This window comes from Roseibium sp. AWQ4_254 (assembly GCF_056161025.1).
Genome location: NZ_JBSWYH010000001.1, coordinates 198,445 through 214,742 on the forward strand (window position 1 = coordinate 198,445; position 16,298 = coordinate 214,742).

Sequence of the window (16,298 nt, forward strand, 5' to 3'; positions counted from 1 at the left end):
CCCCTATTACCACTGGTCCGGCAGGCAACGGCCCGAGAACCACGTCGCCTTTAATGTCGCGCTTTATCAGCCATCTAAGAACATCTGGGCCATGACGGAGCGCGGAGCGCGCAGTCTGGTGCGCAAACCCAACGGGGTTTGGATCGGAAACAGCGGATTGACCTGGACCAGCGACGGATTGGAGCTTGAATTTGAGGAACTGGCGCTGCCTTGGCCCGGCCACCGCCTGTTTCCCAAACGCGTCCGGGGCCGTATCTTCTTGCAGCCGGATGCGGTGAACAGAACATCCTATCACCTGGATGCGGCGGGCCGCCATGTCTGGTGGCCGTTTGTGCCGCAGGCGCGGGTGACGGTGGAATGTGATCTTCTGCCTGGGGGCGGCTGGACCGGCGCAGGCTATCACGATCTCAATTGCGGTTCCCGCCCGCTGGAAACGGATTTCCAGGCTTGGGATTGGGCGCGCGGGCGCACGCGGGACGGCAGAACGCTGGTGCTTTATGACGCCCGAATGCGCGGGGGCGCGCGCACAACGCTCGGTCTTTCCTTTTCGGCAGATGGGGGCGCTGAAACCATTTCCCTACCGCCAAGCATGCCGCTGCCGCCGGGCGTCTGGGGTGTGCGCGGCGGGATACAGTGTGAGGAGGGAGAACGTCCGGCCCGGTTCAGATGTCTGGAAGACACGCCCTTCTACACCCGGTCCCTGGTGGACACAACGCTTCAGGGGCAGTGCGTGCACATGGTGCATGAGACCCTGGACTGCGACCGCCTGCAGAGCCCGGTCGTGCGGATGATGCTGCCCTTCAGGATGCCCCGGCGCGGCTGATCCGGGTGCCCTTGTTCTGTCTCACAGCAATCTGGCTGCCCGCTGGCGGGCCTCAAGTTTTTGAAAGCGCAGGTTCTGGCGGCTTTCGTTCTGCAATCGGATCAAGAGACACAATAGCCGTTCTGATGACGAGGTGGCAGGAGTCCCGTCTGCTGCCAGTTCAGCCTGCATTTGTGTCTGCGTTTGGCGCCTGGAGGTGGAAAACGAGCGCGCTGCGGCAGCCACAAGATCCGCTGCGGCCGGGTCTGCAGGCAGGTCTTTGCCGCGGTCCTCTTTCGGGGCTGGGAAACAGGCCGGGCGTCGCGCCCTGGCCAGAAGCGCGGCCTTGCGCCAAAGGCCCGTACGGGCTCTCCGGGTCACGCTGTCATAGCCATTGGCAGCGATCTCAGCGCCGATTTCTTCATAGACAAGCGCTGCGGAGCGGATGGCGTGGCGGCACCCGGCGGGAAGCGCGGCAATCCCGGCATGGCCGAGGCGGTAGTGGTGGTCTGCTTCGTGAAGCAGGCGCCGGACGACCCCGCCAAGTGCGGGTGAAAACCGGGGTGAGCGCAAGAACGGCTCTGGTTCGATCCCGGCCTGCGCCAGCCAGTCCAGCGGCAGATAGAGCCGGCCGTTTCTGGCATCTTCTCCCACATCCCGGGCGATATTGGTCAGCTGCATTGCGATGCCGAGATCAGCGGCCCGAGCCAGGTGCTGCGGCGCGCCGGTGCGCATGATCAGCGACATCATCAGGCCCACTGTGGCCGCAACCCCTGTCGCGTAGCATTTGAGATCGTTGAGGGTCTGGTAGCGCCGGTTGGCAATGTCCATGGCAAAGCCGTCCAGTAGTGCCAGGGGAATGCATTTGGGAATGGCGTGATCTGTCACCGTCTTTTGAAACGCCCGGTCACAGGCATAGTTTGCGGGCGTGCCCTGATAAATCAGATGAAGTCTTTGTTTTAACAGCTCCAGCGAATGCCTGTCTGAGCGCGGATCGTCAATCACGTCATCGGAATGGCGGCAAAAAGCATAAAGGGCAATCGCTGCCTTGCGGGTGTCCGCCGGGAGCAGCAGGGAGGCCAGGTGAAAGGATTTCGAGCCCTTGCGGATGGAGGCAGCGCAGGCTTTCAGATCCTGTTGGGGATCCGGCGGGGCGCCGGAGGCGCCTTGCGGCGGACGAGGCTGATCCGCGTGAAGGGCGAAAGGTTCAAAGCCGTCCAGGGACCGTTGGCTGACTTTTTTCATGAGGCTCCCTCCATGCTCCGGGATGTCTGTGCGAAGGTGGCGGGGTCTGGAACCAGATCCGCCACGATTTGCGCCGAGCACACAACCCCCGGTAAACCCGCGCCTGGATGGGTTCCGGCGCCGCACAGATACAGATTTTCAAGTTCCTCGCTCTTGTTGTGGGGACGGAACCAGGAACTTTGCAGCAGCTTCGGCTCAAAGGAAAACGCCGCACCTTGCCAGGACAGAAGGCGCTCGCGGAAATCGACCGGTGTCAGCACTCTGGAACTCACGATATGCCGGGACAGTCCGGGCAGCACGGTTGCTTCCAGCTGTGCGGCAATGGCCCGGCGATAAGTCTCTGCAAAGGCCTCCCAGTCAGTGCCGCTGGCCAGATTGGGGACGGGGCTGAGGACATAAAACGCATCGCAGCCTGGTGGGGCAACGGACGGGTCATTTGCCGTGGGACGGTGCAGGTAGAGGCTGAAATCCTCCGCCAGATGTTTTTTGATGAAGATATCGTCCAGCAGCCCCTTGTAGCGGGCCCCGAAGAGCATGGTGTGGTGGCCGAGATCGTCATATTGACGGTCGGTGCCGAAATACCAAACGAAAAGGCTCATGGAAAAATCGCCGCGCTTCAGCTTGCGGTCCGTCCAGCGTTTGCGCGGGTGATCCTTCAGCAGCGTGCCATAGGTCATTGCGGAATCGCAATTGGACACCACGATGTCGGCCGGAACGGTCTCACCGGAGGCAAGGCGCACTCCGGTTGCTTTTCTGCCGTCTGTCAGGATGGCGCTGACGGTTTCCTGCAAACGGATCGTGCCGTTGTTTTTCTCCACCAGGCGGGCGATGCCGCAAGCCAGTTTGTTGGTGCCACCCATGGCGTAGTGAACGCCGTGTTTGCTCTCCAGATGGGCGATCAGGCAGTAAAAGGAGGTGGTGGTGAACGGATTGCCGCCAATCAGGAGCGGGTGGAAGGAAAACACCGAGCGAAGTTTGTCATTCTTGAAGTGTTTTGAGACGACACTGTAGACCGAGCGGTAGCCGCCCAACTGGACCAATTTTGCGAAGGTTCCCAGCGTGAAGGCCAGACTGTGAAACGGTTTGTCGGCCAGTTGCAGAAAGGCATATTCATAGATCCGGCGGCTTTCTTCCATAAAGCTGCGGTATCCGGCCACGTCTGCAGGGTCAAACCGGGCAATCTCTGCTTCCATCGCTTCCGGGTCTGCGGAATAGGTGAAGACCGTACCGTCGGAAAAACGGATCTTGTAGAACGGGTCGTTGCCGCGGATGTCCAGATCGTCCGACAGGGTGCTGCCGCAGTCTTCCCAAAGTTTTTCGAACAGCCAGGGCGCTGTGATGATCGTCGGGCCCGCATCGAACACAAAGCCGTCCTGATGGTAGGCATAGGCGCGTCCCCCCGGCCGGTCGAGCGGGTCAAACACCGTGACCCGGTAACCGCGTGCGCCCAGCAAGGCTGCGGCCGCCAATCCGCCAACGCCTGCGCCGATCACCACGGCATGCGGCGCGCCGGCCCTAGCGGAATGGGTGATCGGGGATGGCATGTCCGGGGCAATGTTCACGCTCGTGCTCCTTTCCCCTTCAGGCGTCAGACCGGACGGCCCCCAGGCACGCATGTGGAGGCGGGAGGCGCTGACCGGGCCGGGCGTCAAATGAAGCTCTTCACTTGTGTAAAAATTAGTTTACACTTTTCCGCCTGAGAAAGAAGGCCTGTTTCAGATTATTCTGCGGCATCCAGGTCGAAAGGCCGTCTGCTGCGGGCATTTGCGGTCCGGGTCACAAAGCGGCGGCTGACTTGATGGCGATGGTAGAAGATCAATGCGAGACCGGTTGCAAGGGGAATGGCCCACAGGCCCGGCGCCAGGGCCAGCTCCGGCATCAGCCGAACCGCCCCGAAGGCGAAAAAAGCCGTGTAGACAGAGATGCCGGTGCCGACAATTGCCTTGATGTGTTCCAGCAGCCAGTCAACGGGCCCCGGGGCGCGTTTGAGCAGGAACCAGAGATTTGTTGCCACGGTGGCAAAGCCCACCATGGAGATACCGGTCATCATGGGCTGGGCAATCAGAACCCCTTGAAGGGCACAAGCGGACGAAGCGGCCAGAAGAGCGGCCTGCAGACCCCAGTTCAGGGGCGTCCGGTTCTTCAGGTGATCCCGCTTGTTGACGGCGCAACGCCAGCCATACCAGGCCAGATTGACCGTCAGCAGCCCGAGATAGACCATCATCCAGCCGAAGATCCCGCGCACCAGAACCGGATCGGAGAAGGTCTCATGCCCGGCAAGGTGTGGATGGGTCGCCATGGGAGCCACAAGCGTCAGCGCCGCCATCATCATGGCAACCGTGCCGGTGATCAGCATGGTCATCGCGAACAGGCGGCCCCACCATCTGTGCCGGCCGCCGCCCTTTTGCGCAAAGACCGGCACCCAGAAGCCGATGAGCCCGGGGGCTCCTGTCGCGATGTGAAGTGCAATCAGCACCTTGAAGAGGTCATGGACCGTCATGGGGGCAAGTCTCCGGGAAAAGGATTTGGCCTGATGCAGAGCGGAGGACGGAATGGCAGTGTCTGAGGTCTACGAACCCCCGCGCCCCTCGCGCTTGCCGCCCGTGATGGCGCTGCTGCGCACGGTCTGGCATGGGCAAGGGGATCTTTTGAGCCTGCTGCCCGGATCTGCATTTGCCATGCAAGCGGGCGAACTCGGGTACTCGCGCCGGTCGATCAAGCTGTTCAACGATCCGGACCTGGTGCGGCATATCCTCCATGATCAGGAGGGTATTTTCCCCAAAAGCGACTTGATGGTGGGCGCTCTGGAACCGCTGATCGGCGATTCCATGTTTGTATCCGATGGGGCGAAATGGCGCCGTCAGCGGGCGATGATCGATCCGGCCTTTTCCAAAATGCGCCTGACACATGCCTTCACCGCCATGCAGCAGGCCGTCGATGCCTGTCTGGAGCGGCTGCAGCTGAGTGCGGACCGGGGGGAACTGGTCTCCCTGGACCGGATCATGAGTGAGCTGACGGCGGATATCATTTGCCGGACGGTGTTTTCGACCTCCCTTGCCAGCCGGATCGCCCAGGATGTGTTTGACGATTTCGAGGTGTTTGAACGCGGTGTCGCGCAGGTGAAGATCTGGCGGCTGATCCTGGACCCGGCCTGGACGAGGGTGCCGCAAACCGAAGAGGTCCTGTCCGCCTGCAAGCGGATACGCCATCATCTGGGCGGCTTGATCGACACGCATACCGGACCGGGGGCGGGCCGGTTTGATGACATTGCCAGCGCGGTCATGGCCGCGCGCGACCCGGCGGATAGACAGCCCTTCACACGGGAGGAGCTGATTGACCAGCTTGGGGTTTTTTTCCTGGCAGGGCATGAAACAACCGCAAGCGCGCTGACCTGGGCGTTTTACATGCTCGCCATGTGCCCCGATGTGCTGGCACGGCTGCGTGCGGAAACCGGGCAGGCGATGGGGGGCGGAGAGCTGCCCTTTGAAGCGGCGCGCGGGCTGACCTATACCCGTGCGGTTTTCAAGGAAACACTGAGGCTTTATCCGCCGATCACCTTTCTGCCTCGGGTGGCGCTCAAGGCCACGCGGATCGGCCGCTACAAGGTGCGCAAGGGCGCGCTGTTGATGATCGCGCCCTGGACGCTGCACAGGCACACACGCTACTGGCGTGAGCCTGACCGCTTCGACCCGGAGCGGTTCCTGCCCGGGCGGGACCGGGACGTGGTGCCCGGGAGCTATATTCCCTTCGGCTCCGGCCCGCATACCTGTATTGGCGCCGGATTCGCTGCGGTTGAAAGCGCGCTGATCCTGGCGCGCCTGACGCGGGCCTTTGATTTTGTGCCGGAAGGAACAAGCAATGTGCGCCCGGCAGCGCGCCTGACCACGCGGCCCGCCGAGGAGATCAAGGTGCGTATCAAGAACAGGAGCCATGGACGTTCAACGGGTTAGCGGTCTGTGTTGAGGGGCTGGTTTGGGACTTTGCATCCGGTGGCCAGGCAATGTCGCGGGTTGCAGCTTCTCCAAAGCTGCGGCCCTGAAAAAGCACCTGTTTCAGAACTGGCCAGGAATAGGGCGTCATGAGCGGAAACGGCAGGCGATCGTCGCGGGACCACAAAACATCCTTTGAGGTCAGCATCGCCCGCAGATGCCGCAGGCTGGTTCCAGGCCGCAGGAGATTGCCGTAAACCTGCAAAAGGGTGGTGTGCCCCTCCTGAAAGCGGCGTTCTCGTTTCAGGCCGATGCTGGAGGCGTTTTTGAGATCCGTCACGGCCCGGGCGATGCCGTCCGCTGCCATAAAGTGAATGCCGCTGGTCAGGCGCGGATTGCATTCCAAGGGCCATGGGGTGCCCGTTTCGTCGACCATGAAGTCGAAGGCCAGAAAGTGGGAATAGCCGCCCGCGCGCACAAATTCCGATACCCACTCGTCCACCCGGGGCAGACCGTCCACCCGCTCAAAGCAGACCGCCACTGTTCCGGCAAAGATGAGCCCTTTATATGTCACATGGGCAAGCACTTCGCCGTTGCGGCACAGGGTCAAGGTGCTGACTTCCCGCCCGCGCACCCGCGACTGGACAAGTGTTTCAGGGCCTCCCAGGGGCGTTGTTGCGGCGGCTTCAGGCGACAGCAGGCGCAGGTGCTGACCGGAACAGCCCAACCTGGGTTTCAGGACCGTTTCCCGGGTTCTGGCCAGTTGCACGGCCCGTCTGTCCGAGGCCAGATAGGTCTCGGGGCAGTTCAGCCCGGCTGCTGTGACGATACGGGTAAAGGTGTATTTGTCGTGAAGACCCTGGAGGGTGCGGTTCGGGAGCGAGAACAATCTTGTTCCTTCCGGCAGCCTGTGCTCCAGAAGGCTTACATGCAGGGCTTCTTCAGAGACCGGCATGATCAGGTCGACCTTCTCGCGCGCGGCAAGATCAAGCAGACAGGACAGATAGAGCGCCTGGTCCTTGTGTGGTGAGGGCGTTTGAAACGATTTTTCAACGGCCTTGGAGGCACGGCAGAGATGCCACTTGAACGGGTCCGCCACCAGAACGCGGCAGTCCGCCGCCCGCAGCGCACGGGCAATTTCCAGAGCCTTCGGCAGGCGCCCGAGGGTCAGGAGGACTGTTTTGGGTTTGCCATCTTGCATGACACATGCTCCTGGCCCTTGTGGCTCAAAGCCAGCCGACGGCTGATCCGAAGGCCCTGAAAACGGGCTGACTGGTGCTTCATGCCGCGTCCATTCCGTTTGTCCGGTCCTTGCACACAACGCTTTCCATCCAGTCTTCAATGAGATCCGGAGACGTTTCATGGACCAGATGGCCGCCTGTTGCCGTCAAGGTCAGGCTGCTGTCGCGGGCAAGGCGCGCGGCTGTCTGCGAATGGGATGAAGGCACCATCGGGTCGTCCTGTGCGGCAAACAGATCCAGTGGTGCGGACAGGCGCCGGAGCATGGCGTTGAGATGGCTGAGATCCCAGGACGCCATCATGCCGAGGGCGCCGCGCACATGGCCGGAGGCCCCCAGCAACAGCCGGTACAGACGCTCTCCGTCCGCGTCGATCTGAGATCCGGTCGTTGCAAGGAGGTTGCTGCCGAGCGGTGTTGCCGTCGCCAGCAGGGAAAACAGGGAGGCCGATAGCGGATTGGCAAACAGCGCCTTGGCCATCGGCGATAAAATTCTGCTTCCCCGGATCGGTTTGAGGGCGCCATTGATCCCCAGAACGCGGCGGGGCGTTCCAAGCGGACTGGACGGCGACTTGAAGGCCGCGGACACCAGAGAGACGCCAATCACCGCTCCGGCGGAATGGCCCAGAACCCATTTGGGCTGGATTTCCATCTCGTGGAGCAGCCCCCTTAGCGACACCGTCATGCCTTCCAGCGACAAGTCAGGCGAAGCCAGCGGCTGCGTGAAGCCATGACAGGGCAGATCCGGCACGATCAGCCGGTAGCGGTCCATCAGGCGGGGGATCAGCGTGCGCCAGGAAAAGGACGCCGCCCCGGTCCCGTGGATCAGTAGCAGGGGGGGCGCGTTGCCGGGTCCCAGAAGCTGAACATGCCAGCGGTAGCCGGAGACTTTGACAAACCGGCTGGCTGCGCGATGGGGCCAGGTGCGGCCGACGGTGTCCCAGTCCAGCCAGTCGCCTGCGCGGGTCACCGGCCCGCCTCCTGAAGGGAAGCATGCACCACGCCGGCCATGGACCCGGCATCCGCATGCCGCAGGACATGCAGGTCCGCTCCCATTGTATCGGCCAGAAGAGCGACGCTTTCCCGTGGACGGCGGGCAATGTCGATGCAGATCGATCGCATCCGATGGGCCCGGTATTGACCGGCAATCTGAGTGAGTTCCGCCTGGGCGCGGGGCCGGTCCGGCTGCCCGTTGCGTGCAATGTTGCCGCGCCCGTCCGTCAGAAGCACAAGAACCGGCGTGCTGCCCTGCCTGCGCACGGACAGGGCAAGCGTCAGCCCCTTTTCCAGACCGGACACAAGCGGGGTTGGGCCACCGCCTGGAAGGCCCGCAAGTTTGCGCTTTGCAAGAACCAGCGAGCGGGTGGGGGGCAGCACGGTTTCCGCGCCGGTGCCGCGAAAGGCGATCATGGCCACTTCGTCCCGGCGCACATAGCATCTGGACAGCAGTTGCTCAATGGCGCCCTTGGTTTCCCCCAGCCGCTCCAGCGCTGTCGACCCTGAGGCATCCACCATGAAAATGGCCGTTGAAGGGGTTTCGTGGCGCAGCCGCTGAAAGCGGTAGTCGTCCCGCGTGATCAGTGCCTTTGGCTGCCGGATGGGGTCCTGGTCCCGACCGGACAGGCGGGACAGCAACAGGGCCCGGTTCCGGTTGCGGATACTCTGCCAGGGGGCGGCCGCCCGCAAGGTGGCAATCAGATGAGGCCGGGCGTCCGGGAACGGGGCTGTCCGGGAGATGGCAACGGGCCTGCCCCGGCGGGCATTCTTGTGCGCAGCACCGGCTTTACCGCTCCGGCTGGGGCTGGAACGTGCCGGGCTGCTGGCGGCGAGCTCGGGCAGACCGGTAATCGTCCCGGCTTCCACGGCGGCCAGCATGTCGGAAAGTGCCGCCAGATTTTGCTCAGGCCGCTGCGGGGTGTCTGTTCTGGTGTCCTGAGTGCCTGATTGGGGCGTGGGCGGTGCCTGGGCCGGATTTGGTGCCGGGGCTGGCGCGCTCTCGCCGCTGCCGTCCTTCACTGCCGTGTCTTCCGGCCGGGCGTGGGCCTCGGGCCTGATCCCAAGGCACAGACGGGCGGCTGCAAGAGCGTCCGCGCTGTCCACGCAGTCCCGGCCTTCCATGGCCGCCAGCAGGCGGCTGACAAGGGTCAGATGGCGCAGCCGCCGCAAAGACGTTGCGCCGGCCGCTTGAGCAATCCCGGACAAGAAGCGGGTCACGGGCGCGCTCAGGCTGACGCTTTGCCAGTCCGGTGCCGCGTGCTCATTCAGGGGCACTTCCACAACAGTGACCGCGCTCCAGGAGACTGCGTTCAGATCCACAATCAGTCCCAGACGGTCGGCAAGGGCAGGGGGCAGGGTCTCTTCGGGGGAGGCGGATTCATCCACCGCAATCAACTGAAACCGCGTGTTGCAACTGTCCTCACTGTCCTGTCTGGTCTGCCCGCATTGGGCGCCTGCGGCGGCTTGCGGGCGGGTTCGGCCCGTATCCATAACGGTGCCGATGAGGGCCGCCGTCGCAGGGTCTAGCCGTTCGGCCATGGGCACCTGAAGAGCCCCCTTGTCTGCGCGCGCCAAAAGGCCGGACCTGGTGACGATCCGTCCCATCCTGGCCGTGGCAGGAATATCAAGACTGCCCAGAAGCGTGGACGGACCGGCGGAGGCAGGCATCCGTATCCAGGGCGTTCTGCGACCAAACAGGCGCTCCAGGTGGGTAAGATAGGCCTCGCGCACACCGCCAGCCCGCGCTTTCAGCCATAGGCCGCCAAGGGCCGGGCCTGCGGCTTTCAACAGGCCCGCGGCCAGAAGAGCATCCTGCCAGACGTGCGCAGAGTGAGGATCGGGGGCAGGTGGCAGGAGAGAATTTTGTGCAGGGTCTTGCGCCCGGATCGGCACCGGGGTCGGGGCCGCATCGGCGGCCATCGCGTCGGCCTTGGAGGGACTGCAGACCTTTGTTGGTTTTACGTCATCCATAGCCGGCCCCGGCGCTGACGGCGGCAATGGCGCGTTCCACGCGCGGGACGCTGCCCGCATCGTCCAGCGGATCGCGGCGGAGGCGGTGGCACAGGACCAGAGGCGAAATGTCCGACACGTCGTTCCAACCGACACGCGCGCGTCCGGCAAGCGCGGCGGCGGCCCGGCAGGCGCGCATGAGGGTCAGTTCGCCACGCATTCCGTCAATGCCGAGCCCAAGGCACAATTGGGACATGCGGGTCAGCACATCCTCGGGAATGTCGATCTTGCGCAGCATCTTGCGGGCCTTGACGACCCGGTTGCGGATGGCGGCGTCTTTGCGGGCGTAGCTCTTGCAGAAGGCGTCAGGGTCCGCTTCATAGGCATCCCGGCGCCGGATCACCTCGATCCGCTGTTTCAGGTCCTCAAGTGTCCGGATTTCTACGGCAAGGCCAAACCTGTCGAGCAGTTGCGGGCGCAGGTCCCCTTCTTCCGGATTGCCGCTGCCCACAAGGGCAAAGCGGGCGGCATGACGGATGCTGAGGCCTTCGCGTTCGACCACATTCACTCCGGACGCGGCTGCGTCCAGCAAGAGATCAACCAGGTGGTCTTCCAACAGATTGACCTCGTCAATATAAAGAAAACCCCGGTTAGCGGCGGCCAGTAGCCCCGGTTCAAAATCCTTCTCACCGGCAACCAGCGCCTTTTCCAGATCAAGCGCGCCGCAGATCCTGTCTTCCGTGGCGCCAAGCGGCAGATCCACCATGGGGGTCCGGGTCTTGATCTTTTTTGCCTGGCTGGTCCCGTTCTGCGGCGAGCACACAGGGCAGGCGTCCTGCGGGTGGCCGGGGGCGCAATTGAACCGGCAGCCCTCACGGGTGTCAATCTTGGGGAGCAGTTCGGCGAGGGCGCGCACGGCCGTGGATTTACCGGTGCCCCGGTCGCCAAAAATGAGAACGCCGCCAAGAAGAGGTTCCACCGCAGCCATCAGCAGCGCTTTTTTCATGTCCTCCTGGGCGACGATGGCCGAAAAGGGAAACGGTGTGGACATGGGACCCGCCTGTTTTGAGTGTCAACATAAATTGACACATTTTCAGCGCGGTTTGAAGCCCATTCTTTCAAAAGCAGCGTCGGAGGACGGACGTCGGGTCTTGCCGAGCCAGAAAGGGGGTATTGGCCGCTCATGAGCGAGGACCGGCAAATCCACCTGGGGCATATCTTTCGCAGGAGCGTTTCCGCGCGGCGGTCTTCCGTGACAGCTCCTCTCAGTCCAGCCCGTCCCTCAGGTCCACAAAATACCTGTCCGTGCCGATCTGTCCCCCCTTGAGGGCAATGTCCAGACTGCCGCCATCTGTCCGGTGGGCCGTGCAGACCGGGGAACCGGGAGTGGCGGGCAGGGGCGCGCGCAAGGTGAGGGCGGCAATGGCAAGTTCGCTCAAGGCGTGGCTGGACGTGTCGCCCCCGGCCACGGCAATCCGGTCCAGAGCATGGCGTTTGGTGAGGGCCGCGAGCAGACGGCCGAGGGTCTGCCAAAGCCCGAGGTCGCGCCAGGAATAGAAATAGCCACGCACGATGGAGGCCGGCGGAAAGTCCTTTGGCAGCGCCCGTCACTGACAGCCGCTGCCCGCGATATAAAGGACCGCGTTCACAACTACCCGCATGTTGGTCGTCCGCGGACGTCCGCTGAACTTGGCCGGAGGGATCAAAGGCGCCAAAATCGCCCATTCCCCGTCCGTAAATCGCTTAGAAATCGAAGAGCGTCCCGGTTATGTTGCTTGCGAGTGATATCATTCCTGGGCATTCGACCCTCCATCTTCTCGACAATGACGGTTGCATCAAAAGCCCCACATTTCTGCTCTAATGTAAAATTTTGCCCAGATATATAAAACGGCAATTATTATAACAGTAAAAAGAAAGAAAGAATTTAAAATTTTACGTATTTTTACATTTTTAATGTTATTAATCTTTCTATCTATAATACTCACCATTACTTCAAAAATTTTCTCCTTGAACATCTGCGAGAAACCCTGCAAGAAAATAAATTCACCCTAAACTAGAGCGAAATGAAACTTTCGCTTCGATGTAATCGTTTGATCAAGCACTTAAATATTGCTCGAAATCTCAACATGGCTGCGAAGAGCATTCAATTGTACACACACACGGCAAAAGTGACAGATAGCTAACTAACTGACCTCAACATAATTCCCACCCAACTGTATTCATCCCAAAACGACGATTGCTTATCCCGTTCGCTCAGGGACATACAACATATAGCGATGGAGCATTGGTTTGGCTCTCCGACGCCAATTGCAGGAGAACAGATTCTTCTCCGATCTGACAGGTCGCTGTTGCGCCATCCCCATCAAACAAGATGGTCCCGTTATTGATCTGGTTTACCAGCTTGTCTTAGTGGCGAAGCTCCCTCAGCATGATGCAGATAGCAACGCCACTCAGCGGAAGTTCGAATTGACACATGTCGTAATTATCAATGGTCCGGCAGGGGTGGGAAAGACCTCTGTTTCTTCCAAGCTGGCAGAAATGCTCCCAGGGACTATAAATGTTTCGGGTGATGCCATTCGATGGTTTGCGCCACCTGATGTCGGTCAACACCTAGGCGCTGGTTCAACCTATCGCGCCGGGGCATCTTTGGCTTCTGCATACCTGGGGATGGGCGCACCGCGAATAATTTTCGAGTATGTTTTTGATGCTGCGGAAAAGGTATCGAGATTTTGCCAATGGCTTCCTCCGGACACCCCGGTTTACCTTTTTACGATCTGGGCGCCTATTGAAGCCGTGATCGAAAGAGAAGCCACCCGCAAAGGTCGAGAACCCTTGGGAGATCTTACGATCCAGACTTACCGCGCCGTCGAACGCAATCTGAGATCCCTTGGGTGTACGGTTCAGAACATCACTTCTCCGGAAGTCGCCGCTTCCGAGATTTTCGCACAAATCGCCGAAGCGGAAGGGAAGCCTGCTGCCGAGTTTGTCCGCTGTTAATTCGTGGAATGTTGGGTAGAGATCACAATTCATCCCTTACGCAGGGCGCATCATTTGTTGCTCCGCCCACCATGGCTTCGGTGGATGCGTATATCTCCGCGTCACCCGCCTTTGATCCTCCGGCCGTATTGCCAATATCGGCCGGGAGGGTGATTTCCGCTCATAGGCGCGCCTCTCCCGCGGAAGTTCCGCCAGAACGTCCAGCGCGTCCCTACGCTCAGCTTTCGCGATGAGCTTTGCCGCCTTGAGGCGTTCCGGATCGACGGCACGATAGATTTCTTTCCGGTGCAGGACCTTCCATTCGGAGGTGTCGCCGACGATGTCCCGGTAGGCGACGGGACGGTGCCGAACGCCCAGTCCGAGGAGCGTGTCCGCGCGGTGGACTGTCGCTGACATTCCCTTTCAGCCCAGCCCGTCCCTCAGATCCACAAAATACCTGTCCGTGCCGATCTGGCCGCCCTTGAGAGCAATGTCCAGAAGGGTGCCATCGGTCCGGTGGGCCGTGCAGACGGGCGAGCCGGGGCTGGCGGGAAGGGGGGTGCGCAAGGTCAGCGCGGCAATGGCAAGTTCGCTCAAGGCGTGGCTGGACGTGTCGCCCCCGGCAACGGCAATCCGGTCCAGAGCATGGCGTTTGGTGAGGGCTGCGAGCAGACGGCCGAGGGTCTGGCCGACCCGGTCCGGGTCTTCAGGCCCTGTGGTCGCGCCGGGCTGGGAAAGGGAGAGGGCCGGACCGCCAGTGCCATCTGCCGTATAAAGCAGTGGGCTCTGGCCCTTGGTGAGCGCCTTGCCCGCCAGATCAAGGGCCCGGCCGTATTCCGCTTCCAGACCCATGCCCCCGGCCAGGCTGGCATAGTCCAGCTTGATCCCGGCGAAATTGTTCTTAAGGGCGGTCTGGATCTGGGTGCCGGTTGTCGGCGAGCAGCTGCCTGAAACAACCGCGATGCGCTCCTTCGGCTCCAGGGGTGGCCGGGGCTCTGGCGGCTGGGCCAGCCCCTGCTGCTGCCAGGCGGTGAGCAAGGCATATTCAAGGCCGGAAGACCCGGCCACAAACGGGCCGAATGTGTCCTTGTGCTCTTCCAGAATGGCCCCGGCGGCGGCCTGGGAGGCCGCGTCGTAGACATCGATCAGCACCCCGGCCGGGGTGTTGGCTCCATCCAGTAAATTTCGGCAGACGCCGCTTTGGCGGTAGGTGTCCAGATCCTCAGGGGTGATACAGGCAAGCGGCAGGGCCGTCTGTTTCGAGAGGTGAATCAGAAGGTCAGCCTCGTCCATCGGCGTCGCCGGATGGTTCTGCATCACTGGATGCCGGTCGATCCGGTAAACCTTGCCTTGATAGGCAGCATAAAGGGTGCCGAAAGTGGTGAAGCGGCGCAGCTGGGGTGCGCCCACGACAAGCGCGGCCCGGTTTTGCGCAAAGGTTCTGAGGCCGATTTCCAGAGCGCGCCCGATCGAGCCCTTGTCGGGCGCACTGTCAAAGGTCGAGCAGACCTTGTAGTGGCAGAAGCGGGCGCCAAGATCTTTCAGCCAGGCGAAGATGCCGGGCAGTGTGTCAACCATCCAGGCTGCGTTCTGGCTGCGGCTGGTGCCTGCCAGCCCGATGGCCCGGCAGTGGGCAAACCGGGCGCGCAGGGCTTCGTCCGGCAGGCGCGTGAAGAGGACAGTCTCCACGCCCCCTGTGGTCAGCGCCTCCATCACATCAGTGGAGCCGGTGAAATCATCGCCATAATAGGACAGCAGCAGGGGCGCGCTCATGACGCGGGCTCTGCGCTGGCCTTATCCGCAAAGGCCGCAAGTGCGTCTGCGAGTTCTCCATGGTCTTTGGCATAGTCTTCCAGGGAGATGCCTTCTGCGGCGGCCTCGGCAGCCTGACGCAGGCTGGCAACCCCGCCCGCAACGCCGCCCGGATGCCCCATGATACCGCCGCCCGCGCAATAGATGAAATCCGTGTGGCCGATGGCCTTGTAGGTCGGGGCCATCTGAACGGCTGTCTGCCCGGAGGAAAAGACAGGCATGGCGGGAAAGGGATTGGGCCCCTTGAGCGGCTCACCAAGCGCACGGGCATTTTCCATCACGATATCATCTGCTTCGGTAAATTTGTTGGCAATTCCGTTGACGTGCAGATGGTCGGCCCCCGCCAGCCGCCACAGCTTTTGCCAGACCCGGAAGGCGATGCCGATATCAGGGGACCTGGATTGCAGGCCCCAGCCATTGCGGTGGCAGTGGAGCGGCAGGCTGACATGGCGGCGCATGGCGCTGAGGCCCACAAGCCCGAGGGAAAACAGGCTGACCATAAGGCAGGTACCGCCCGCCTGGGTCACCAGATCCGCATGGCGGCGCATCTCGTCCAGCTCGTCGGTGATGTTGAAGGCATACATGATCTTCTTGCCCGTACGGTCCGCATGGGCATCGATCACCCGCATGACCTTGCGCAGCCGCTCGTCAAACGGGCAATGGGGGCCGTTGGCCTGCAATTCATCATCCTTGATGAAGTCAATTCCACCCTCCGCCAGCTGGCTTACCAGGCGCGCCGTGTCGTCGGCCGTCAGGCCAACACTGGGTTTGACAATCGTGCCGATCAACGGGCGGCCGAACACGCCGGCAAGCTCCAGCGTACCGCTGCGACCGAAGGCCGGGCCAGGATAGGCATTTGAGAAAGTGTCCGGCAGGTCGAGGTCGATCAGACGTAGCGCGGAAACCTCGGCCAGTTCAAAGAGGTTGCCCGCGATCGTCGCCAGCAGATTGGGCAGGGACGGCCCCATATTGTCAACCGGCCAGGACAGGGTGATCTGCCCGCGCGTATAGGCCGGGCTACTGATCCGGCAGGGCAGGGCCGGCGTTGAACTGCGGCCGGTCTCGCGGACCTCTTCCACCCGGGCACCGGACCGTTCCTTCAGCGCATCGGTTTCGCCCGCCAGTTTCAGGAACGTGCCGGAGGATTGTTCGCCGGCAATCACGCTGGCGGTTACATCCAGTGCCAGCGGTGTTTCCAGCTCATAGGTTGCGTAAATCCTCCCCATTCCGGCTCCTCTCCTTGATGGGTACTCCCTTTGAACGGGATCGTCTTTCTCCGCCTCACCCGATCCCGGCTGGGCCATGGGTGGATCGATTTTGTATGAATATCAACTTATCATACCAGTTGACA

Annotated in this window: 13 protein-coding genes and 1 pseudogene; 3 read left to right on the forward strand and 11 right to left on the reverse strand. The window is 61.9% G+C overall.

Annotated features, from left to right (window positions below; genetic code table 11):
* Positions 1–91 precede the first annotated feature (91 nt).
* Positions 92–823 (forward strand): carotenoid 1,2-hydratase, encoded by a 732-nt coding sequence (locus ACXAIC_RS00895; protein ID WP_475172600.1) that lies wholly within the window; start codon positions 92–94, stop codon positions 821–823.
* Positions 824–844: 21 nt separating this feature from the next.
* On the opposite strand, the gene ACXAIC_RS00900 is transcribed toward ACXAIC_RS00895, so the two are convergent.
* The 3 genes from ACXAIC_RS00900 to ACXAIC_RS00910 form a co-directional block, all read right to left on the reverse strand.
* Entirely contained in the window at positions 845–2,047 is a 1,203-nt protein-coding gene (locus tag ACXAIC_RS00900; RefSeq protein ID WP_475172603.1) for a phytoene/squalene synthase family protein, read from the reverse strand.
* Positions 2,044–3,591: a phytoene desaturase family protein gene (crtI, locus tag ACXAIC_RS00905; RefSeq protein ID WP_475173005.1), complete on the reverse strand. Its 1,548-nt coding sequence runs from the start codon at positions 3,589–3,591 to the stop codon at positions 2,044–2,046. Before crtI ends, ACXAIC_RS00900 begins: the two co-directional genes overlap by 4 nt.
* Positions 3,592–3,767: 176 nt before the next feature.
* Positions 3,768–4,547 (reverse strand): hypothetical protein, encoded by a 780-nt coding sequence (locus tag ACXAIC_RS00910; protein ID WP_475172606.1) that lies wholly within the window; start codon positions 4,545–4,547, stop codon positions 3,768–3,770.
* Positions 4,548–4,599: 52 nt separating this feature from the next.
* Between ACXAIC_RS00910 and ACXAIC_RS00915 the strand changes: the two genes are divergently transcribed.
* Complete coding sequence (locus ACXAIC_RS00915; RefSeq protein WP_475172608.1) at positions 4,600–5,997, forward strand: cytochrome P450; 1,398 nt, start codon at positions 4,600–4,602, stop codon at positions 5,995–5,997.
* Here the strand turns inward: ACXAIC_RS00915 and ACXAIC_RS00920 are convergent.
* The 6 genes and pseudogenes from ACXAIC_RS00920 to ACXAIC_RS00945 form a co-directional block, all read right to left on the reverse strand.
* Positions 5,963–7,177: an ATP-grasp domain-containing protein gene (locus tag ACXAIC_RS00920; protein WP_475172610.1), complete on the reverse strand. Its 1,215-nt coding sequence runs from the start codon at positions 7,175–7,177 to the stop codon at positions 5,963–5,965. The two genes, ACXAIC_RS00915 and ACXAIC_RS00920, sit on opposite strands and share 35 nt — an antisense overlap.
* 79 nt (positions 7,178–7,256) lie before the next feature.
* Positions 7,257–8,183, reverse strand: coding sequence for an alpha/beta fold hydrolase BchO (bchO, locus tag ACXAIC_RS00925; protein ID WP_475172612.1), 927 nt, complete (start codon positions 8,181–8,183; stop codon positions 7,257–7,259).
* Positions 8,180–10,180 carry a VWA domain-containing protein gene (locus ACXAIC_RS00930; RefSeq protein WP_475172615.1) on the reverse strand — a complete coding sequence of 667 codons (2,001 nt, stop codon included), beginning with the start codon at positions 10,178–10,180 and terminating at the stop codon, positions 8,180–8,182. Before ACXAIC_RS00930 ends, bchO begins: the two co-directional genes overlap by 4 nt.
* Positions 10,173–11,210, reverse strand: coding sequence for a magnesium chelatase ATPase subunit I (bchI, locus tag ACXAIC_RS00935; protein WP_475172617.1), 1,038 nt, complete (start codon positions 11,208–11,210; stop codon positions 10,173–10,175). The genes ACXAIC_RS00930 and bchI overlap by 8 nt, the downstream gene beginning before the upstream one ends.
* 214 nt (positions 11,211–11,424) lie before the next feature.
* Entirely contained in the window at positions 11,425–11,628 is a 204-nt protein-coding gene (locus ACXAIC_RS00940) for a nucleotide-binding domain containing protein (protein ID WP_475173006.1), read from the reverse strand.
* Between the two features lie 39 nt (positions 11,629–11,667).
* Positions 11,668–11,960 (reverse strand): annotated as a pseudogene (locus ACXAIC_RS00945) (transposase); the annotation flags it as partial.
* Positions 11,961–12,448: 488 nt separating this feature from the next.
* On the opposite strand from ACXAIC_RS00945, the gene ACXAIC_RS00950 reads away from it, so the two are divergent.
* Positions 12,449–13,156 carry an AAA family ATPase gene (locus ACXAIC_RS00950; protein ID WP_475172620.1) on the forward strand — a complete coding sequence of 236 codons (708 nt, stop codon included), beginning with the start codon at positions 12,449–12,451 and terminating at the stop codon, positions 13,154–13,156.
* Positions 13,157–13,558: 402 nt separating this feature from the next.
* On the opposite strand, the gene ACXAIC_RS00955 is transcribed toward ACXAIC_RS00950, so the two are convergent.
* The gene (locus ACXAIC_RS00955) at positions 13,559–14,908 is read right to left on the reverse strand and encodes a four-carbon acid sugar kinase family protein (protein WP_475172625.1); all 1,350 of its coding nucleotides are present in this window, start codon (positions 14,906–14,908) and stop codon (positions 13,559–13,561) included.
* Positions 14,905–16,173 carry a ribulose-bisphosphate carboxylase large subunit family protein gene (locus ACXAIC_RS00960; RefSeq protein WP_475172627.1) on the reverse strand — a complete coding sequence of 423 codons (1,269 nt, stop codon included), beginning with the start codon at positions 16,171–16,173 and terminating at the stop codon, positions 14,905–14,907. Before ACXAIC_RS00960 ends, ACXAIC_RS00955 begins: the two co-directional genes overlap by 4 nt.
* Positions 16,174–16,298 lie beyond the last annotated feature (125 nt).

What these genes read in the sequence shown, in the direction of transcription:
- ACXAIC_RS00900 (WP_475172603.1), bottom strand. Translation starts at nt 2,047, where the DNA reads ATGAAAAAAGTCAGCCAACGGTCCCTGGACGGCTTTGAACCTTTCGCC.
- bchI (WP_475172617.1), bottom strand. Translation starts at nt 11,210, where the DNA reads ATGTCCACACCGTTTCCCTTTTCGGCCATCGTCGCCCAGGAGGACATG.
- ACXAIC_RS00930 (WP_475172615.1), bottom strand. Translation starts at nt 10,180, where the DNA reads ATGGATGACGTAAAACCAACAAAGGTCTGCAGTCCCTCCAAGGCCGAC.
- ACXAIC_RS00910 (WP_475172606.1), bottom strand. Translation starts at nt 4,547, where the DNA reads ATGACGGTCCATGACCTCTTCAAGGTGCTGATTGCACTTCACATCGCG.
- ACXAIC_RS00895 (WP_475172600.1), top strand. Translation starts at nt 92, where the DNA reads ATGACGGAGCGCGGAGCGCGCAGTCTGGTGCGCAAACCCAACGGGGTT.
- ACXAIC_RS00960 (WP_475172627.1), bottom strand. Translation starts at nt 16,173, where the DNA reads ATGGGGAGGATTTACGCAACCTATGAGCTGGAAACACCGCTGGCACTG.
- crtI (WP_475173005.1), bottom strand. Translation starts at nt 3,591, where the DNA reads ATGCCATCCCCGATCACCCATTCCGCTAGGGCCGGCGCGCCGCATGCC.
- ACXAIC_RS00920 (WP_475172610.1), bottom strand. Translation starts at nt 7,177, where the DNA reads ATGCAAGATGGCAAACCCAAAACAGTCCTCCTGACCCTCGGGCGCCTG.
- ACXAIC_RS00955 (WP_475172625.1), bottom strand. Translation starts at nt 14,908, where the DNA reads ATGAGCGCGCCCCTGCTGCTGTCCTATTATGGCGATGATTTCACCGGC.
- ACXAIC_RS00915 (WP_475172608.1), top strand. Translation starts at nt 4,600, where the DNA reads ATGGCAGTGTCTGAGGTCTACGAACCCCCGCGCCCCTCGCGCTTGCCG.